Source organism: Patiriisocius sp. Uisw_047 (genome assembly GCF_047730165.1).
In the GTDB taxonomy this organism is placed as follows: Bacteria; Bacteroidota; Bacteroidia; order Flavobacteriales; family Flavobacteriaceae; genus Patiriisocius.
The window spans coordinates 1,269,791-1,289,292 of sequence record NZ_CP159834.1 but is presented as its reverse complement, the minus strand read 5'-3'; the positions used below and the strand labels follow the sequence as shown (position 1 = coordinate 1,289,292).

At 36.6% G+C, this 19,502-nt stretch carries 17 protein-coding genes and 1 pseudogene; 9 read left to right on the top strand and 9 right to left on the bottom strand.

All coding sequences use genetic code 11. The features are described from left to right. Nucleotides 1-53: 53 nt before the first annotated feature. Together ABXT71_RS05720 and ABXT71_RS05715 are read right to left on the bottom strand one after the other, a co-directional pair. Nucleotides 54-620, bottom strand: a complete 567-nt coding sequence (locus ABXT71_RS05720) for a TetR/AcrR family transcriptional regulator (protein ID WP_415372885.1) — start codon at nt 618-620, stop codon at nt 54-56. A 181-nt stretch (nt 621-801) separates the two neighbouring features. After that, nucleotides 802-1,079, bottom strand: a pseudogene (locus ABXT71_RS05715) (pyrroline-5-carboxylate reductase family protein). A 650-nt stretch (nt 1,080-1,729) separates the two neighbouring features. On the opposite strand from ABXT71_RS05715, the gene ABXT71_RS05710 reads away from it, so the two are divergent. The 6 genes from ABXT71_RS05710 to ABXT71_RS05685 all read left to right on the top strand — a co-directional run bounded on the left by ABXT71_RS05710 (nt 1,730) and on the right by ABXT71_RS05685 (nt 6,858). Beyond that, complete coding sequence (locus tag ABXT71_RS05710; RefSeq protein ID WP_415372884.1) at nt 1,730-3,565, top strand: aromatic amino acid hydroxylase; 1,836 nt, start codon at nt 1,730-1,732, stop codon at nt 3,563-3,565. 171 nt (nt 3,566-3,736) lie between these two features. Continuing rightward, nucleotides 3,737-3,910: a rhodanese-like domain-containing protein gene (locus ABXT71_RS05705; RefSeq protein ID WP_415372883.1), complete on the top strand. Its 174-nt coding sequence runs from the start codon at nt 3,737-3,739 to the stop codon at nt 3,908-3,910. Between the two features lie 412 nt (nt 3,911-4,322). Continuing rightward, nucleotides 4,323-4,748, top strand: a complete 426-nt coding sequence (locus ABXT71_RS05700) for a hypothetical protein (protein WP_415372882.1) — start codon at nt 4,323-4,325, stop codon at nt 4,746-4,748. 165 nt (nt 4,749-4,913) lie between these two features. Then, nucleotides 4,914-5,423: a hypothetical protein gene (locus tag ABXT71_RS05695; protein WP_415372881.1), complete on the top strand. Its 510-nt coding sequence runs from the start codon at nt 4,914-4,916 to the stop codon at nt 5,421-5,423. Beyond that, complete coding sequence (locus ABXT71_RS05690) at nt 5,402-6,181, top strand: sensor histidine kinase (RefSeq protein ID WP_415372880.1); 780 nt, start codon at nt 5,402-5,404, stop codon at nt 6,179-6,181. The genes ABXT71_RS05695 and ABXT71_RS05690 overlap by 22 nt, the downstream gene beginning before the upstream one ends. A gap of 5 nt (nt 6,182-6,186) precedes the next feature. Then, entirely contained in the window at nt 6,187-6,858 is a 672-nt protein-coding gene (locus ABXT71_RS05685; RefSeq protein WP_415372879.1) for a response regulator, read from the top strand. A 164-nt stretch (nt 6,859-7,022) separates the two neighbouring features. On the opposite strand, the gene ABXT71_RS05680 is transcribed toward ABXT71_RS05685, so the two are convergent. The 4 genes from ABXT71_RS05680 to ABXT71_RS05665 all read right to left on the bottom strand — a co-directional run bounded on the left by ABXT71_RS05680 (nt 7,023) and on the right by ABXT71_RS05665 (nt 11,219). Then, complete coding sequence (locus tag ABXT71_RS05680) at nt 7,023-7,259, bottom strand: hypothetical protein (protein WP_415372878.1); 237 nt, start codon at nt 7,257-7,259, stop codon at nt 7,023-7,025. A gap of 45 nt (nt 7,260-7,304) precedes the next feature. Then, the gene (locus ABXT71_RS05675; RefSeq protein ID WP_415372877.1) at nt 7,305-7,469 is read right to left on the bottom strand and encodes a hypothetical protein; all 165 of its coding nucleotides are present in this window, start codon (nt 7,467-7,469) and stop codon (nt 7,305-7,307) included. A gap of 77 nt (nt 7,470-7,546) precedes the next feature. Further along, nucleotides 7,547-10,276, bottom strand: a complete 2,730-nt coding sequence (locus ABXT71_RS05670; RefSeq protein WP_415372876.1) for a carboxypeptidase regulatory-like domain-containing protein — start codon at nt 10,274-10,276, stop codon at nt 7,547-7,549. A 31-nt stretch (nt 10,277-10,307) separates the two neighbouring features. Continuing rightward, nucleotides 10,308-11,219, bottom strand: a complete 912-nt coding sequence (locus ABXT71_RS05665) for a GLPGLI family protein (protein WP_415372875.1) — start codon at nt 11,217-11,219, stop codon at nt 10,308-10,310. A gap of 353 nt (nt 11,220-11,572) precedes the next feature. On the opposite strand from ABXT71_RS05665, the gene ABXT71_RS05660 reads away from it, so the two are divergent. The 3 genes from ABXT71_RS05660 (at nt 11,573) to ppk1 (ending at nt 15,160) form a co-directional block, all read left to right on the top strand. Beyond that, nucleotides 11,573-12,346, top strand: coding sequence for a hypothetical protein (locus tag ABXT71_RS05660; protein ID WP_415372874.1), 774 nt, complete (start codon nt 11,573-11,575; stop codon nt 12,344-12,346). Between the two features lie 5 nt (nt 12,347-12,351). Next, nucleotides 12,352-12,966: a deoxynucleoside kinase gene (locus tag ABXT71_RS05655; protein ID WP_415372873.1), complete on the top strand. Its 615-nt coding sequence runs from the start codon at nt 12,352-12,354 to the stop codon at nt 12,964-12,966. Between the two features lie 160 nt (nt 12,967-13,126). Then, complete coding sequence (gene ppk1, locus ABXT71_RS05650) at nt 13,127-15,160, top strand: polyphosphate kinase 1 (RefSeq protein ID WP_415372872.1); 2,034 nt, start codon at nt 13,127-13,129, stop codon at nt 15,158-15,160. Between the two features lie 65 nt (nt 15,161-15,225). Here ppk1 and ABXT71_RS05645 read toward each other — a convergent pair whose 3' ends face one another. The 3 genes from ABXT71_RS05645 to ABXT71_RS05635 form a co-directional block, all read right to left on the bottom strand. Further along, on the bottom strand, nt 15,226-16,230 hold the full coding sequence (locus ABXT71_RS05645) for an App1 family protein (protein ID WP_415372871.1): 1,005 nt from the start codon (nt 16,228-16,230) through the stop codon (nt 15,226-15,228). 91 nt (nt 16,231-16,321) lie between these two features. Then, nucleotides 16,322-18,796 carry a sodium-translocating pyrophosphatase gene (locus tag ABXT71_RS05640; protein ID WP_415372870.1) on the bottom strand — a complete coding sequence of 825 codons (2,475 nt, stop codon included), beginning with the start codon at nt 18,794-18,796 and terminating at the stop codon, nt 16,322-16,324. A 109-nt stretch (nt 18,797-18,905) separates the two neighbouring features. Further along, nucleotides 18,906-19,433 (bottom strand): inorganic diphosphatase, encoded by a 528-nt coding sequence (locus ABXT71_RS05635; RefSeq protein WP_415372869.1) that lies wholly within the window; start codon nt 19,431-19,433, stop codon nt 18,906-18,908. Nucleotides 19,434-19,502 lie beyond the last annotated feature (69 nt).

The following is a 19,502-nucleotide window of genomic DNA, read 5'->3' as shown; positions in this document are numbered from 1 at the left end:
ATTCAAAAACTCTATAGAAAAGATGAAGGTACATTAGTAGGGGTTGTGGCGAACTAAACAATCCCATTGATAAGCACCGAAACCATATCTTTCTTCAGCACATTTACATCCATTTTTCCTCGTTTTTCATTCCAGAGATAGAGTGTTCTCAAGGTAGAAAGTATTGAAAATAAAATAACTTCGGGATGTTGTGGTTTTATTTCTCCTTCAAAAATGCCTTGTTTTATGATACTTCGGAAATTTTCTTCATAATCTTCCCGCATCTTAATCACAGTCTTTAGGGCTGACCCTTCTAGATGCATCCAGTCATTGTTGAGTGTAGCGATATGTTCAGAATAATTGACCGTAATATCGATATGAACTTCGATAACGCGTTCTATCTTTTTTAATGGCGAGAGCATTTCTGAAGAAATCTCATTCATTTTTAAAGTAAACTCTTCTGCAACTTCTAATAAGAGGGTGGCTAAAATTTCTTGCTTTCCTGAAATATGATTGTATAAGCTCGCCGCTTTTATATCCATCGCTTGAGCAATGTCACGCATCGAGACGGCATTAAACCCACGTTCTTTAAAAAGACGCGCGGCAATCTGTATGATTTCTTGTTTGCGGTTGGATTTCATTTAAGAGGTAAATATACAGAATGATTGGAGACTGTACATGAACACTTTCCGAAACTTAGTAAAGTGTAGCGGTATCTTCCTCTCGCTCCTTATAGCAGCTCCTCTGAGACAAGAGGTTAAATAATTTTGATTTTTATTCAACGCTACTGGGTTTAACTGCGCTGTGCAACTAACTCCTAATCTAGAGTTGATCGGTTTTTATAAAACTAATTTTATTGAAAGACGCCACCAAGCCTTGTATTAAATAAGAACTTAGTCCTTTGTGTTCCATTTCGTTTAATCCCTCAATGGTGCAGTCTTGTGGCGTTGTTACTCGGTGTATTTCTTCTTTGGGGTGCTCCTGCTTTTGATCAACAAACGTGCGGTCACTTCGCTGTCACATATGGCTAATTGCTCGGCTTCTTTTACATCAAAACCTAATTGTATCGCAGTTTGGGTTGCGGCTCTAATTAGACGCATCCAAAAGGCAACGCCACTAGCACAAATTATAGTTGCCGCTTACATTTGAGAGTATGGAGTAATCAAAAAACGCCTCATTTTATTAAAGATTTGTTGTGCAATATCAACGCTATTTTCTGCAGAATCATTGCTGCAAATACAGCTCATAGATTTTCCTACAGCAATGGCCGTATTAAACATCGCTCTAATAATAGCTTGTTTTGATTCTACCGCGGATTCGATCTTGGCAATTTAATATCCGGTTATGGTTGAGATTAGGATATGCTTATCTGTAATGTAGGGTTCCTTTTCCTTTAACACCCCTCAAAATATGGAAGCTATAACGCAAAAATAATAATGTCAGATTACTTTACAGCTTCTTTTTTATCAGTTACAATAACTAGGTTGTTAAGTTTTTAAAATTTTGAAATTTCAGAAATATTTCTTTTTGAGATGTATAATGACTTGGTAGTTTCGTGAAGCATCAAACCCTTTGCGCTTGACTGTCCTAAATTTCCTGCACCTATGATTGTAATTTTAATTGTTGTTCTTGATTAGCTGACTAAATCAGGACTCTCCCTTAAAGATTAGGAGTTAATGACCGTTGATTGTTGAACTATTTTTTTAATTCATTAATCAGCAATCGTTAATCATTTTGCTATTTTTGGCATATGATTGAAGAGAACACCCCCCTAACCCCTTTAGAAGGAGGAATTATAGGAAACGAGCTGCTAGATAGATTGCCGCCACATTTAAGGCAATATATAAAGCCACAGAATTATGAACATTATACCCCTATTAATCAGGCGGTGTGGCGTTTTGTGATGCGTAAGAATGTAGATTACCTGAGTAAAGTAGCGCACGAAAGCTATATAGATGGATTAAAACTCACAGGGATTTCTATTGACAACATACCTTCTATGTACGGTATGAACCGTATTCTTAAGGAGATAGGCTGGGCTGCTGTGGCTGTGGATGGCTTTATTCCACCCAATGCGTTTATGGAGTTTCAAGCATTTAAAGTGCTTGTAATTGCTAGTGATATTCGTCAATTAGAAAACATAGAATACACCCCTGCGCCAGATATAATTCATGAAGGTGCTGGGCATGCTCCCATTATTGCAAGTCCGGATTATGCTGAGTATTTAAGACGTTTTGGAGAAATAGGTGCTAAAGCGATTTCTTCTGCCCACGATATGGAGATGTATGAAGCCGTGAGGGAATTGAGCATGTTAAAAGAAAAAATACTCAGTCCCAACCCTTCGGCCGCTATAAAACAAGCACATCAAGCCAAGGTTGATGCCGTAGAACAGCTAGTTGAAGATTTACAGCATAAAGAAGTGATTGCTTCGGAAATATCATTGATAAGAAACCTACACTGGTGGACCGTAGAATATGGGATGGTGGGAACGGTTGAAGACCCTAAAATTTATGGCGCAGGATTACTTTCCTCTATTGGCGAAAGTGAGTGGTGCATGAAAGAAGAGGTGAAAAAAATACCCTATACTATTAATGCAGCATATCAAGATTTTGATATTACAAAGCCGCAACCGCAACTATATGTAACGCCAGACTTTGCTTATTTACAAGAGGTTCTTGAGGAATTTGCAAACACCATGGCAGTGCGCAAAGGAGGTTGGCGTGGGCTTAATAAGCTAATAGAATCAAAACAACTAGGAACGGTAGAAATCTCAACTGGCTTACAAATTTCAGGGGTTTTTACGCGCATGATTCGCAATGAAGACAACGAGGTAGTTTATTTTGAAACCCAAGGACAGACAGCGCTCGCTTATCGAGAGACAGAAGTAATTGGTCACGGAGTTTCCCGTCATCAAAACGGTTTCAGAAGTCCTCTAGGGAAATTGCGAGGTATTAATCTTTCCATAGAAAATATGGGGCCACGAGATCTTTCGGCCTATGATTTTTATGATGGAAAACCCATTGAGTTTGAGTTTGACAGCGGCATTAAAGTGAAAGGGATGAACGTTACCGGCATACGTAACTTGAAGGGAGAACTGATGCTCATACAGTTTACAGATTGCACGATGACCTATAAAGATGAAGTCCTATTTACTCCAGAAGATGGCGATTTTGATATGGCAGTGGGAAAAGAAATTATTTCTGCTTTTGCCGGAGCGGCAGATTATTTATCGTTTAATCTGGTGGAACATGAGTTGAGTACGCTGGGTGATGTTGTTGACACTTCAGAAGAAGATAAAATATTAAATGGGTTTTATAGTGAGGTTAGGAAAATTAGAGAGCAGGCTGCTAATAACCTCTCCTTGAAAAAGGGAGGAAACATACAATTACTTGAAAAGGAGAGGAGCCAAGTTAAGTTTACTTTTAATATATTAAAAGACGAATTTCCTAATGACTGGTTATTGCCTTTGGAGATGTATGAGTTGATTGGTACTTCAGAAATATTAGAACATTTAAGAATATTACAAGATAAGCGACCCGAGGTGAAGCACTTAATTGAGAGTGGGCTTGGGCTTTTGAAAGAGTGACTAGACAAAATATTTAACCGATTCTGCATTAAGTAAGGAATGACAGACGAAGCGTTAAACTGATTCCGCTACAATTGTAGAATCACATTCAAATATTACAAGGGACTATTAGATTTTTTATTCAGGAATAAAGGAAACAAGATTAAAGACTATACAAGTCGTGGAGCCATTGTGCTTGATGTGCGTTCTAAAGCAGAGTATGACAATGGCGCAATCCCAGGCTCTAAGCACATACCCTTACAGCAAGTAAACAGTAAAATTGAAGAGATTAAAAAATGGAACAGACCAATGATCTGTTGTTGCGCAAGCGGAATGCGCAGTGGGAGCGCTTCGGCAATATTATAAAGCAATGGAGTTGAAAGTATGAACGGTGGCGGATGGACTTCTCTTTATAAGAAGCTTTGATATTTCAGGAGTAAATACTGCTTATTTATTTGATTTTATTGCTGCGAAATCTAGCAAATTTCAAAAATAAAAATCCCCATTAGTCTCCTCAAACTAAAAGGGATTTTATCTCAACTAGTATCATTTTCAATCATATATGTATTGAAAGTCTATTTGGCTAAAGCAGCTTTGTGAAATGATAAATAACTCCTTATTGATAAAATCAAAATTAAGCAAGTCATTGGCTTCCTCTATACGTATAAACACCTAAATTTAAAACTAAGTGTTTATACGTATTTGTTACGTAACGTTATTTTTATTGAAAAAAATTAGTCATCTTTCGGTTGCACTAAACATTACAAATAAAACCAATATGAGTCAAAATAATCTACCTGAAAAAGGAATTACCATCCGACAAGCAAAGGAATGGACTGCTGCTTGGCAATCACAAAACCCAAAACATTCTAAAGCTTTTTTAATCCCGATGGAAGCCATAGTTGAGCTTTTAAAGGAGCTAAACGTCCTAGAATCTAATGGTGCTGGCGGTCACACCTTAAATACAAACAATCCATTAACACCAGCACTGAGAGCCTATCTAGCAGTTGGTCCAGATGCGCAGGGTACAGAAGAAGAAAAACTGGTACTTGTAGGTGCTGTAGCAGTAGGTGCAGAATATCAAGACCAAGTGGAGGAAACTACCAACAAGTTAAAGGTAACACTTTCTGGCAGTGGCGCTTTTGATTTTACATTTCCTTGCCCACGTTATTGTGATCCTAAAAGTCCATTAAATCACGGCTAATTGTCAATAATGGAAACCACAAAAGACTTTTTAGAGATATTTATATCAATATTTACAGTTATTAATCTTATTCTATATGTGTATAGTTGGATACACCATAAGTCTTCAAGGCTGATCCAAATATTAATGCTATATACTTTTTCATTGTTCGTGACACACTTTACAATGTACTACTTACAGTCAAAGGGCATAAACAATCTATATATTGGTCATTTTCATTTTGGGCTCCAGTTTTTGATTTTAGGATTGTTCTATAGAACATTATTTAAGCCGAGCCAGAAAAAATGGGTGACCATCATACTGATTTCTGTTTTTGCAATAATGATAGGATATTATATCATTAAACCCGATAAATATGTAACATTTAATCTTATTGATATTATTATAACCACAGTGCCATTAATTTTTTTCTCTATCACTCATCTGTATAATACACTCACGGAGACTAAAAGATTTTTTATTATAAATGCAGGGGTCTTAGTATACCTATCTACCTCTTCATTTATTTTCTTCTTAGGAACTTACCTTCATAAGGAAGGAGATCTTGTGGGAATTTCTGACAAAACTGCTGATTATATATGGGATTTGAGTAAAGCAATATACTTAATTTATCTCTTAATTATTACGATAGAATGGAGAGTAACAATTTATAAATGGAAGATCAAGAACAACTAATTGCTATTTTAGGATATGGGATCTTATTCATATTACTTCTTACTACCGGGTTGATGTTGTTCTTTTTTTATTCCCGAAAGAAAATAACAGAAAAAGAATTTGAAAAAATTGAACTCGAATTAAAAAACCAAGAAGAAATATTACAAGCTACTATTGACACACAAGAAGAAGAACGTAAACGTATCGCTCAAGATATGCACGATGCCATTAGTTCTAAACTTAATGTGATCAGTCTTACCACAAATTTGTTGCTGGACAATAATGAAATAGATCCCGGAGACCAAAAATCTCTAGAACATATACTAGCGATTAATAACAGTGTACTTGAGAGTTCTAGAAAAATAGCGCACGACTTACTGCCGCCTATTTTGGGGAAATTTGGACTTAAAGTGGCACTTGAAGAATTATTTGATGATTATCAAAATGCGTCAAAATTCCAAATAATGCATCGTATTGATGCCATACAGTGTTTGTCGAGTATGGAAGAACTTCATCTTTTTAGAATTGTGCAAGAGCTTATAAATAATTCTATAAAACACGCAAATGCGTCTCAATTAACTATTGACCTCTCACAAAACTCTAACGACTTTGAATTAAAATTCACGGACAATGGAAAAGGATTTAAACACGATACTATAGATATTAAAGCAGGAATAGGACTGCAAAATATAAAAAGTAGAGCTGCCATATTGAATTGTAATTTATCGATAGAAAGCATCGAGAATAATGGATGTGCCTTTGTAATCAAAACCAAATAGTAAATATGAAAATTAAAATAGCAATAGCAGATGACGAACTCTTGTTTAGACGGGGACTTCGGGCTATATTAAGCAAGCATGAAGATATTGATGTATTATTTGGTGCCTCAGATGGGAAAGATCTAATTCAACAACTACAAGACTCTAAGGAACTGCCAGAAATCATTATCACAGATTTAAAAATGCCAGAAATGGATGGCGTTGAGGCTACAAAGATAATAAGAGAAACGCATCCAGACATTAAGATAATAGCGCTTACCAGCTATTTTAGCAAACCATTTATTGTCAATATGATTGCGATAGGTGCCGTTGCTTATCTGGCAAAAAATAGCACCCCAAAATTGATGGTACAAACGATAAGGGAAGTGCACGCAAAAGGTTTTTATTATAACGACAAAGTGTTTGAATTTATTAAGGAAGGAAACACGAATAGCATTTCTAAAATTAAAGCCAATAGCTTTGATAGAACAAATTTTTCTAAACGAGAAATGGAGGTGATTCAACTTATCTGCCAGCAATTAACCACCGTGGAGATAGCTCAGCAATTATTCATAAGTCCAAGAACAGTAGAGGTTCATCGTAATAATTTACTTTTAAAAGCAAATGTGAAAAATGTAGCTGGCCTCGTTATTTATGCCATACAGCATAACTTAGTTACTTTTGATAAGTTTTATTAAGATTTGATCCCTTTTAAATCTGCCTTACTTTTAATTGATTGGTTCTTATACTCTAGCGTCCAACCCATAGAACTTATGGGAATATATTTTTTTTTTGCAATTCGGAAATGCGACTGTTTTCTGCATTACTCGTTAAGGCGGAAGCTTATTTCTTATTTGAGCTGTCACTCGATTTTTACCGAGTTATAATCTTCAGCCTCAAATGAATTCCAGATTTCTGCAGTAACATCATAATAAGCTATATTGGGGTTTATTTTTAATTCGGGCTCAGTAATGGAAGTAATCCTTAGCGTTTTTGATTGTGTCAATATTTCCGAAGTTACTTTGCTTAGACCATAGCTAATAAAAGCATCAGCATTCACATTCACAATCACGATGGATTTCTTTTTACTATCTATCATCCCCATCATCAATTTTTTGGTGTCACTCTAGCTATAAACCTGAGACTAAATGCCTTTAGTCACGATAAGCTTTCCTGCGTTTTTTAGTTGTTTTTCAATCAAGGCTGCATTGGCAGCTAACTGCTCGCGATCATCCTTTTGATGCTCACAATACCTGAGTCTAAAAACCAGAGTTAGAGTGATTACAATTCCGAAGAAAATTTTACGCATTCGTTTCTTTTTTATTCAAGGCACAAAAAAAGCCTGCATTATTTATATAGGCAGGCTTCTTCAAAACAAGTAATTTGCTACAAATCATATTTTACAACAAACATCATAATTCTTGGCAAAACAAAGTACTGCGTGGTCGTATTAAATTGATCACTAAAACTATCGTTATTAATAAAGCCTGTATCCAAAATATTATTCGCTTGTAATTGAAACTCCCAATTACTATCTTTTTGTTGGTAAAACAAATTTGCGTTTACAAAAGAATAACGGTTCTCGATGGTTTTACGATCGTTGGTATAATCATAAAAATCCCATTCTGCATTAAAGGTAAAATCTTTTAAGAAACGCACGTCTATGTTTGCGAATGGCCTTTGCGTAAAGAAGGTTTGTTCTAATCCGCCATTGTCATACTCATTAATATTCACACGATATCCTACTTCAAAATTAGGCCAATCCCTAAAACTTGTTCTGACGCTCGTTGAATAGTTTTGAGTAAAACTTTTGCTCTCTCTTATTTCATTATTAATTTGGTTATTAGAGGTGCTTAAAGCCAGGCTAGCACTCGCTCTGAATTGTATCTTTTTAACTCGCTTGCTGAAACGTCCATTTGCCGAAAACGTTTCGTCAGGAAAATCACTATCAATATTAAAAGGCGAGCTAACTTGATTAATATCAAAGATTTGTGTTTGGTTTTTAAAACCATTCACTCGCTTTGTATAATTTACAGATCCGCTTATGTCGGTATAGTTAAACATGTTATAGCTAAAATAGGTCAATCTATAACTTTGATTTAGTGAATTCTCAAGGTTTCTGTTTCCACGGAAAAGACGATTATAATTATTAAAAACAAACGACTCGGCATAGTCATTAACATCTGTATATTGAGAACTGATATCATAATTAAAACGAATACTCTCACTATTCTTTAAATTGTAAATTACATTGAGATCTGGCAAGATATTTATTTCATTATCAGAACTAGAAATCCCTAATTGATCACTAGATACATTATAGTTGTGCAGTGTCGCTCCTGGTGTAAAAGTAAATTTACCAGATTTCACTTTATAATGGACCCCTAAAAACACATCGCTAAATGTAAAATCTACTTCATTAATCAGCGACATCGCTCCGCCTCCATCATCATCTGGAGTTTGACTAAAATCAATACGATTCCCATTATCTAACAACTGAAATATATTTGAGTTAAATTTTTGATTGCTGTACGTAGTCCCCAAGGTAAAATTAATATTACTCGTATTATTAAGAACGTAGTAGTGATCTAATTTGGCGTCAAGTTTATTAGTCTTTACGTTTTTATCTTGATTGATGCTGTATCGGTTTTGACTCTCATCAATAGGAAGAATACCGCTAAAAGGAACAAGGTCTGTCACCGCATTATAAAAAGGATCTTCATTTTGGTACAAGTGCTGAATCTGCCCTGCAAAAATATTTTTTTCATTAAGCGTATAATACCCGTTCACATTCTGATTAATAGAATATGGTTTGTTTTCTTTTATTTCCTGAATATCATTAGTAGACCCATCAAACTGTGATAAGACATTTGCATCCTCTTCTTGCGAACTCGCCCTAAAAAGGACATCATAATCTAGTTGCAGGTCTGTATTTGCCTTATAGGTCGCACTCATTTTGAGCATTGCGAGTTTATTGTTTTGATCTGTAGAGCTATTTGTATTCTCTTCAGTGCCCGTTGCTATATACTGACGGATGGAGTTATTAATAATGTTAGTCGTGTTGTCTGAAGCAATCCCAAAACCACTTATATCTAGTTTTTTATTGATGGCATAACTAAAATTACCCGCAAAGAACTTTGTCTCAATCTCATTAGCTCTATCGTTCTGCGTCACTGCAAAACCAAGACCACTGTCACTTATGTCAAAACGAGTTCCACCACTTTGATTAAAGTTTCTGAAACCTCCAGTAAAATTAAAATAGTCACGAAATGTAAATGGGACTTCACCTATATTATTAAAATCTGTAATAAAATTAAGACTGTAGTCTGGACTGTAATAAAATAGCTTGGGATGCGCTAGATAGCCAGCTTCATCATCACCTAAAACGCCTCCTCCAGCGGTTACTTCTCCAAACCAAAAATTCTTCTTGCCTTCTTTTAATTTGATGTTTATCGCAACATTGTCCTGATCATTTCCAAGACCGCGCATTTGCCCTACTTCGTTATAATTACGTAATACTTCAACCTTATCGACGGCATCTGCAGGAATGTTTTTTGTGGCCAACTTAGAATCACCATCAAAAAAGTCTTTTCCTTCGATCATTACCTTTTGTACTGCTTTTCCTTCTACTTCAATCTCTCCATCTTCATTTACTTCTATCCCTGGAAGGTTTTTAAGCACATCGCCCAGTTTTCTTTCTTCACCTGTTTTAAAACTATCTGCGTTATAAATAATCGTATCGCCTCTTATCGTAACCGGCATTTCATAAACAATCTCAACACCATCCAGTTGAGAGGCTAATGGGTTCAAAACAAAATCTTGCGTAAAATCTTCTCCATCATCTGCAACCTTAATTGCTTTTTCTTGCGTCTGAAACCCAAGAAAACTCGCTTTAAGAATATAGCTTTCGTTTTTAGGAAGATCTATTTGATACCTACCCTCAAAGTTTGTGATCGCGTACGATTCTAGATCACCCGTGCTACTTACTGTCGCTATCACATTTGCAAACTCGAGCGGCTCACCTATAGAGTCTTTAATCACCCCCCGCATATTCACACTTTGCGCAGATACGGCCGCAGTAAACAATAGGGCACATGCCCATAGTATATTTTTCATAAGATTTATTTGATTGATTATTTACGAGAGATTATCCTCCAAAACGTCCACCGCCGCGTCTTCCGCCACTTCCTCTAAAGTTCTCACGCATCTCTTCCGTCTTCTCTTTTACTATTTTATTAAAGTCCTCTCGCGAAACTTCTTTTCCTTTAGACGGTTTTTTAATTTCCATCCCATCGGCTGGGTTCACCACTATTTTTGAGCAAAGTATTGTTTGCCTGTCTATGTTTAATTCCAAAATCAAACCCGGTAGTCCACCATATTCAGCTGGGCCATTTTTCACAGGAATCATAGGCGTAAACCAAGCCGTAACCGTTAATTCTTTTGGCACCTCTATCTGGCTCATTGGGTCTTCTGCGAGCTCCTTATCTGCCTTGGCTTTTACGACACTGTATTCTTTCTTTTCCTGAGCAGAGCGGACTCCTCTATCGCCTCTTGGGCCTTTTCTGCGCGCAAAGCTAAAATCGTTTTCATCTATCTTTTTTATCGCTGTGGCTTTTATCGCTACGTACTCCCCTATCATTTTCTGCTCCTTGGTTATTTGCCAATCAAGATTTGCAATCGTATCTCTAATCAAAAACTCTTTCCCAAAAAACTCACGTTCTTCTAGCAGCTCATTACTCGATACATTTTTGTATTGTATGCCAGGTGTAAAACTCCCCATCATCATTCTCATCCCGCCCATACCGCCGGCACCAGCTTCAAGTTTCTCTTCTTCTTTATAGGTAGACTCGTCACCTTCAAAAGAGAGGATTAATGTTTTTTCAAGCATACTTTTCATACGCGCCATAATCCCTTTTTTCATTTCTTCGCTCATCTCTCGACCTCCAAAACCGTCCATATCAACAGTGGTTTTAGATTCGTAATACGCTTTTCCGCTTACGTTTTGTGCTCCAAGTGTAAAACTCGCTAATGCAATTGCAATAAATAATAGGTTTTTCATAATATCAATTTATAAAGGTATTAGTGCTTTTTCTGCGGAAATGTTACAATCAAGAACCATTCCTGATAACTATTAGACGATACTATTCTACAATTACTTCGCTTGTTTAAAATCTCTCATATTTCCGCAGAAAAATCACTATTCTGTTACCGTCTTTAACACCTATGGTGCTTTTGACGATACTCCTACTTGCACATACACCGGAAAGAATTGGTCTATTTCATATTTTTTATACCAACTCTCAACATCAATCCCACCTTGCGAAACTTGACAATAGCCTAATTGATATTTGCTTGGGTCTCTGTTAAGAGGTATGATTAAAAATAATTGGAATTTTTGTAACTTGGCAAGGTATGATTCGCATAGTACTATTCCTATTATTCACTACAACCTGTCCAGGGCAGGAGCTCCTCTTACAAGGAAATAGCCCGCTAGCGGCAGACACTTTTATAGGAGTAGACAGCTATGACTATACCTATTCTATTACAGATAATATCATTTCAAAATCTGGGGTAAAAGGCACTTTTCAGTTTAGTGATATCCAACTTGGTGATGTTACTACCTTAGATATCATAAACCCGCTAAAGGTGGTGGCGTTCTACAATGAATTTAACACAGTTGTTTTTCTAGACAATAGATTAAACGAAATAAAACGCATCAACTTTAATAATCTCCCCAGCTTTTTAAATGCTGGAGCCGCTCGTAATGCTGGTAATAATAGACTTTGGTTGTTAAACACAGACACACAACAAATAGAACTTTATAATTACAGTACGCAGCAAAGAATAGAAATAAGTCAGCCCATCACGGCAGAAATAAAAGAGGTGGCTTCAAATTTTAATTACTGTTTCGTTCTCACAGATCAAGAAGTGAAACAGTATAATATTTATGGTGGATTGCTGTATGTCTATAAAATTTCAGGAGGAAGATTACTCACACAAGACAATGAAAATCTGGTGGTAAGCACTGTATCTCAATTACTATATAAAGCTAAGAGCAGTGAGAATTTAACACCACTTATATACCAAGAAATACTCCCTATTAGCTTGCAGCTACAACGAGATTTACTGTATATTTATAACGGAGAAAAAGTCGCTATTTTTAGCCTTAACCAACCAAAGAAGTAAGTATTATGCACGTAGCCATCGCTGGAAATATCGGTTCGGGAAAAACCACGCTAACTCGCTTGTTAGCAAAACATTATAAATGGAAACCTCAGTACGAAGATGTTGAAGACAACCCATATTTAGATGATTTCTACAACTCAATGGAGCGTTGGTCATTTAACTTGCAGATCTACTTTTTAAACAGTCGTTTTAGACAAATACTCGAGATAAGAGAGAAAGGTAAAAAAGTAATTCAAGATCGTACGATTTATGAGGACGCTTATATTTTTGCTCCTAACCTACACGCGATGGGGTTAATGACAAATCGTGATTACGAAAATTACAAATCGCTTTTTGATCTAATGGAAAGTGTGACAAAAGGTCCTGATCTTCTTATTTATTTACGCAGCTCTATCCCTAATCTCGTGAACCAGATTCACAAACGTGGCCGCGAGTATGAGAATAGCATTAGCATCGATTACTTAAGTCGCCTTAACGAACGTTATGAGGCTTGGATTACCACCTATGACAAAGGGAACCTTATTATTCTTGACGTTGATAATCTAGACTTTGTCTCTAACCCAGAACATTTAGGCGAAGTCTTTAACAAGATTGACGCTGAACTACACGGATTGTTTTAAGTACAACTCAACCTATTTTAAAGTCAATGATAGCATCCTTTTAAAACGCGCTTGTTTTGTTTATTATTGACAAAAACTTAACATTCCCTAAACACAAGTTATCAAGTTTTAGTCCGTATTTTGTTATATGTAACAACAGTACTGCTTACGCTAAAATATCATGGCTTCATTATACACTAATAAATTTTACCACCGCGATTTATCGTGGTTGCGATTTAATCATAGAGTGCTACAAGAAGCGGCGGATGAACGAAACTTATTATACGAACGTATCAAGTTTTTAGCCATCTTTTCTTCTAATCTTGATGAGTTTTTTAAAGTACGCGTTAGCGACATTCGACAGATAAAAGAAATTGAAAAACCGCTCCGTAACCGCCTTATCGATAAGCCCAACAAAGTGCTTAAAGAACTAAAGGTTCAGGTGGACAAACAGCAGCGAGAATTTGGCGCTATATTTTATGATGAAATTATTCCATCTCTCAAGAAGGAAGGTATTCATCTTATTAATTACACGCAGTTTACCACTACTCAAAAACTAGTTGCTAAAAATCACTTTACAGAAGTATTAAAAGATAAGATTACTGTAAAGTCTTATTCTCAAAGCAATAAAGACGAGGCCTTTGTTAAAAATGAAGCGCTGTACCTTACTACATTAGTGAATGATGATGTTTTAGAAATAGTGGAAATCCCAGCTGATGAACCTCGATTTTTTATATTTCCGAAGCAAAACGGGAAACATTACATCACATTTATTGATGATATCTTAAAGTACAATTTAAAGCAAACACCTAAAGGTGAAATTGACACTACATACTACTCAATAAAAATATCGAGGGATGCAGAATTATATATTGAAGATGAGTTTTCTGGCAATCTAAAAGATAAGATTAAAGACGCCTTACAAAGAAGAGAAACAGGTCAAGCGACTAGAGTGTTAGTAGATAGCGTAATGCCTAAGAGACACGTTGACCTAATTAACCAAGTACTAGACGTTACTAAAACCGATATTATAAAGGGAGGAAGTTATCATAACTTTAAAGACTTTTTTGGGTTCCCAAATCCTACCGACAAGCAGCTTAATAACAAAGAATTAATACCAATACCGCATCCTGTATTACACGATTGCGATTCTATGTTTGATGCGATTGATGCGAAGGATCAATTGATCCATTATCCATATCAATCTTTTGAACCGGTTATACGCTTACTTGAAGAAGCCGCTTCCGACAAGTACGTCACAAAAATACGAATCACCATTTACCGCGCAGCAAAAGAATCACGTCTCAATGATGCGATCGCCTTGGCCGCTCAAAATGGAAAGAAGGTGGTTGTTTTTATTGAAGTGAAAGCTCGTTTTGACGAAGCAAACAATATTAAATGGGGTAAGGTTTTTGAAGAGAATGGTGCGCAAGTTATCTATAGCTATCCAGATATTAAAGTACACAGTAAGATTTTAAGCATCACTAGAGAAGTAGGTAAAGAGACTACAAGATATGCATATATAGCCACTGGAAATTTTAACGAAAAAACAGCTTCGTTATATACAGATTTTGGTTTGATGACTGCAAATAGAAAAATCACTAAAGAAGTAAAGAAAGTATTCTCGGTGCTTAATCGCGTTATTATTGTACCTAAAACAAAGCGCCTATTGGTGTCGCCATTTACATCTAGAGTGCGCTTTACAGAGCTTGTAAACGATGAGATTGCATACGCAGAAGGTAATGAACCTGCAGAAATAATTTTAAAAATGAATAGTTTGCAAGACAAGCAAATGATTAAATTATTATATCGTGCAAGTAATGCAGGTGTAAAAATAAAATTATTGATAAGAGGTATGTGTTCGTTGGTTCCGGGAATACCAGGGCAAAGCGAAAATATAAAAATCACCTCTGTCATAGATCGATTTTTAGAACACGGCCGCTTGTATATTTTTAAAGCGGGTGGAGCGCAAAAAATCTACATCGGCTCTGCAGATTGGATGACGCGTAACTTGAGTCACCGCATTGAAGTAATAACCCCTATTTATGATGAGGATCATAAAAAGACCTTGATGGATCTTGTTAATATTCAGCTAAGGGACAATGTGAAAGCCCGCATTATTGACAAACACCAAAGCAATACATATGTGGTAAATGATAATCCTAAAATTCAGTCACAACTCGCCACCTATGATTACTTTAAGTCTAAACAGTAATATACAAAAGGTATTAATACCAATCACTACCGGTACAATAAACAGAAAATCACAAATTCAAAATTCTAAGCAATAAAACCATTTTCTTTAGCGTGCTCTTCTGCAGCAGCGCTTGTTTCAACTAACAAAGTGGGTGTGGTTTTATAATTTTCAAACAGTCCTTTTATGCGGCGCATTTTTTTCTCGTGTTTCACACTTCTCAGGTAAATAGCTTTTATTCTATTAGGGAAAGCTTCTGCAATCTCTATATAAATACCTGCATCGTGCTCGCCACTATCTCCTATTAATATAAAAGGTAAATCTGGATACATTTTTAAAAGGTCAATAATCTCTTTTTGTTTTTGAGGCTTCTCTTCTATCCCTTTCTTTTTAAAAGGATTTGGCAAGTTTCTCAATAGAATGGGACCTTTCGGGAAGCTGTTTTTAGTTAAAAAACAGTCTAGATAGCAGTATAAATTCCAAGGGCTATGGCTCACATAAAAAATAGGATTTGCGTCAATTCCCGTAGTTCCTTTGTGCAGTTTATGATAGAGTGCTGCCGCACCTTCTAGTGGCGAGCGCTTTTCTACTCGTTTAAAAAAGGTATTAGTTAGTACACGCCACTTCATCGTAGAAGCAACGCCTGTATGTAATATAGTATCATCTATATCACTAATAACACCATACGATGCGCTGGTTGAAGAAATCAACATTTCCCCTAGAAAACGATTCTCCTGCTGGATCTTTCGACCTTTGACCGCATTTCTATAAGAGATCTCATACTGTAACCAGCCTTCAGAGTTTGTGAGTTCTTGAAGGTTCGCTATTTCCTCGGAAATTTTGAAATAACCCTTAGCATCCGTCTTGGTTTCAAACACGCGACTGTCTCCAAGTTTAATCGTGATTTCGGTATTTCTTATTTCGTCTGTCTCAAAACGCTTCCAGTTATTAGCGATCAGCTTGAAGAAACCTTTTCCTTCAAGGTCTATGTTCTCATCTTCAATAGCTCTGCCTCGAAGGTATAAATGATCTGCGGTGCCATAACTTTGGAAGGCAATAATCTGAAGTGGGTCTTTACTGAAGAAGGACATATAGTATCGGGTTTCTATAAAAATACGCTATAAAAAAAAGTCCCACCAGAGCGGTAGGACTTTAATATAACTTTAGGATTTAGCCCCTAGTTTAATTGACAACTTTTACTTCCATAGTTTTTAAAGCTGCTACTTGCGCTCTAACCTCTTCTTCTGTTCCAGTGAATACTTGAGTATCTGTTACTGTAACTCCATTTTCTGTTGTGGCTGTTGTAACGGTTGCTGAAGATACATCACCTTCAGTAGTCATCTCAACAGAAACTTCTTTTGTAATTTCTTCACTCACAAGAGTGCTACCATCAACATTGGTCACGTCCGATACCGTCTTATTACCATCAGCATCAATCATCATCATTTCTTGTGTATTTTCATTCATTCCTATTTCCGAAGCATCTGAATGACCTCCCAAGATAGGCGCGATTACTAATCCTATTAAACAAGTAAGTTTAATCAAGATGTTCATTGATGGTCCAGACGTATCTTTAAATGGATCTCCTACTGTATCTCCAGTAACTGCCGCCTTGTGAGCTTCAGAACCTTTGTACGTCATTTCTCCATCAATCTCTACACCTGCTTCAAAAGATTTTTTTGCGTTATCCCAAGCACCACCTGCGTTGTTCTGAAAGATTGCCCAAAGAACACCACTTACAGTAACACCAGCCATATAACCACCTAACATTTCAGCGATTGCTAAATTATCCATTCCGAAAGCCATCGGTAAAAATGCAATTACTAATGGGAAACCAATAGTTAATAATCCCGGTAACATCATTTCTCTTAGGGACGCTTCTGTAGAAATAGCCACACACTTATCGTATTCCGGCTTTCCTGTACCTTCCATAATTCCTGGAATTTCTCTAAACTGACGACGCACTTCTTGTACCATTTCCATCGCTGCTTTACCTACTGCGTTCATTGCAAGTGCAGAGAATACTACTGGTACCATTCCACCTACAAATAACATAGCCAATACTGGCGCTTTAAAAATATTAATACCATCAATACCCGTAAACGTTACATAGGCAGCAAACAATGCTAAAGATGTAAGTGCTGCAGAAGCGATAGCAAAACCTTTTCCTGTTGCTGCAGTTGTATTTCCTACGGCATCCAGGATGTCTGTTCTTTCACGTACTATTGGATCTTGCTCACTCATTTCTGCAATACCACCAGCGTTATCTGCAATAGGTCCAAAAGCATCAATAGCTAATTGCATAGCTGTTGTTGCCATCATCGCTGATGCAGCAAGTGCTACTCCATAAAACCCTGCAAATGCATACGATGCCCAGATTGCTCCAGCAAATAATAATACAGATGGGAATGTAGATATCATACCTGTCGCAAGACCAGCAATAATATTGGTTCCTGCTCCAGTAGATGACTGTTGTACAATTTTTAAGGTAGGTTTTTTACCTAATCCAGTATAGTATTCCGTCACTGCAGAAATAACAGCTCCTACTACAAGACCAACTAGTGTCGCGTAAAACACACGCATAGAAGATATTTCTTGTAACCCTTCACCGAAGAATTCCATTTTCATCGTTTCTGGCAACATCCACTTACATAAACCAAAACAAGCTAGGGCTACCATTATAATGGCTGCAATATTTCCTTTGTTTAAAGCTCCCATTACTTGAGATTCTTTTGCATCATTATTGCTAATACGAACTAACATAGTACCAATCATAGAAATGATAATCCCAACACCAGCGATAGACATTGGTAATAAGATAGGTCCAATTCCGCCAAAAGCATCCGCGATATTGCCGCCCATATCTTTTATCACGTAGTTACCTAAAACCATTGCAGCTAGTACTGTTGCAACGTAAGACCCAAATAAATCTGCACCCATTCCAGCTACATCACCAACATTATCACCTACGTTATCTGCAATTGTTGCAGGATTACGAGGATCATCTTCCGGGATTCCTGCTTCTACTTTACCTACTAAATCTGCACCTACATCAGCAGCTTTGGTATAAATACCCCCACCTACACGTGCGAATAAAGCAATGGATTCTGCTCCTAGAGAAAAACCAGCAAGGGTTTCAAGAACGATTGTCATATCCATTGTATTAGTCCATACTCCGCCCATAAAGAAATGGAAGAAGAAAATGAAGAATACTGTTAATCCTAATACCGCAAGACCTGCAACACCAAGCCCCATTACAGTACCACCTCCAAAAGAGACGCTTAATGCTTTAGGTAAACTTGTTCGAGCTGCCTGTGTTGTACGTACGTTTGTTTTTGTTGCTATTCTCATCCCAATGTTTCCTGCAAATGCAGAAAATATAGCTCCAAAAATAAAAGCGATAACAATTAACCAGTGTGTCGTATCTACTACAAAAGAAACTATGGTAAGTAGAACACTCACAATAATTACAAAAATGGTAAGCAATCTATATTCTGCTTTTAAGAAAGCAAGCGCTCCCTCATAAATGTGATCTGAAATTTCTTTCATTTTACCGTCACCGGCATCTTGCTTCATTACCCAAGATTTCTTGACAAGCATATAAGCTAGACCTACTAAAGCCAAGACGATTGGCATATAAATCATAATTGATTCCATAAATATTTTGATTAATTAATTTAGGCCGCAAAAGTATGAAAATAAGCTCAATAATAAAACCCTGTTAAATTGGCTTTAACAGGGTCTTTAATACATTGATAATCAATCTCTAAATAGTGAAATTTCCTTTTGCTTTGTGTTCGCTATTATCATAACGCGCTATGCATGCGTGCCATATATCATAGGCTTCTTGAGCATCACCCCATCCTTCTACATCTACTCTTTTCTTCTCAAGATCTTTATACACTTGAAAAAAGTGTTCAATCTCTTTTAGCGTATGAGGGTTTACATCACTCAAATCATTTAATGAGTTCCATATTGGATCTGACACAGGAACACATATTACCTTTTCATCATTTCCTTTTTCGTCTGCCATATGAAAAACACCTATAGGCTTCACTTCCATCACACACATAGGAAAGGTAGGCTCCGTTCCTAAAACTAATACATCAAGCGGATCTCCATCTAGTGCTAAAGTTTCTGGAATAAAACCATAATCTGCAGGGTACATCATAGAAGAAAACAACATACGGTCAAAACGTATTTTGTGTAAGTCAAAGTCATATTCATATTTGTTACGACTCCCTTTTGGGATTTCGATTAAAACATCGAATGTTTTGTTTGCTGTTGCGCTCATAGTCCTCTTTTTTTTGGGGTGCAAAAATACTACAATTTGTTAGTTTACACTTTTTTTTAACAAAGTTTA

Excerpts from the sequence above, each read along its gene's own strand:
- ABXT71_RS05720 (WP_415372885.1), bottom strand. The coding sequence starts at position 620 with ATGAAATCCAACCGCAAACAAGAAATCATACAGATTGCCGCGCGTCTT.
- ABXT71_RS05710 (WP_415372884.1), top strand. The coding sequence starts at position 1,730 with ATGATTGAAGAGAACACCCCCCTAACCCCTTTAGAAGGAGGAATTATA.
- ABXT71_RS05700 (WP_415372882.1), top strand. The coding sequence starts at position 4,323 with ATGAGTCAAAATAATCTACCTGAAAAAGGAATTACCATCCGACAAGCA.
- ABXT71_RS05695 (WP_415372881.1), top strand. The coding sequence starts at position 4,914 with ATGTACTACTTACAGTCAAAGGGCATAAACAATCTATATATTGGTCAT.
- ABXT71_RS05690 (WP_415372880.1), top strand. The coding sequence starts at position 5,402 with ATGGAAGATCAAGAACAACTAATTGCTATTTTAGGATATGGGATCTTA.
- ABXT71_RS05685 (WP_415372879.1), top strand. The coding sequence starts at position 6,187 with ATGAAAATTAAAATAGCAATAGCAGATGACGAACTCTTGTTTAGACGG.
- ABXT71_RS05680 (WP_415372878.1), bottom strand. The coding sequence starts at position 7,259 with ATGATAGATAGTAAAAAGAAATCCATCGTGATTGTGAATGTGAATGCT.
- ABXT71_RS05675 (WP_415372877.1), bottom strand. The coding sequence starts at position 7,469 with ATGCGTAAAATTTTCTTCGGAATTGTAATCACTCTAACTCTGGTTTTT.
- ABXT71_RS05670 (WP_415372876.1), bottom strand. The coding sequence starts at position 10,276 with ATGAAAAATATACTATGGGCATGTGCCCTATTGTTTACTGCGGCCGTA.
- ABXT71_RS05665 (WP_415372875.1), bottom strand. The coding sequence starts at position 11,219 with ATGAAAAACCTATTATTTATTGCAATTGCATTAGCGAGTTTTACACTT.
- ABXT71_RS05660 (WP_415372874.1), top strand. The coding sequence starts at position 11,573 with ATGATTCGCATAGTACTATTCCTATTATTCACTACAACCTGTCCAGGG.
- ABXT71_RS05655 (WP_415372873.1), top strand. The coding sequence starts at position 12,352 with ATGCACGTAGCCATCGCTGGAAATATCGGTTCGGGAAAAACCACGCTA.
- ppk1 (WP_415372872.1), top strand. The coding sequence starts at position 13,127 with ATGGCTTCATTATACACTAATAAATTTTACCACCGCGATTTATCGTGG.
- ABXT71_RS05645 (WP_415372871.1), bottom strand. The coding sequence starts at position 16,230 with ATGTCCTTCTTCAGTAAAGACCCACTTCAGATTATTGCCTTCCAAAGT.
- ABXT71_RS05640 (WP_415372870.1), bottom strand. The coding sequence starts at position 18,796 with ATGGAATCAATTATGATTTATATGCCAATCGTCTTGGCTTTAGTAGGT.
- ABXT71_RS05635 (WP_415372869.1), bottom strand. The coding sequence starts at position 19,433 with ATGAGCGCAACAGCAAACAAAACATTCGATGTTTTAATCGAAATCCCA.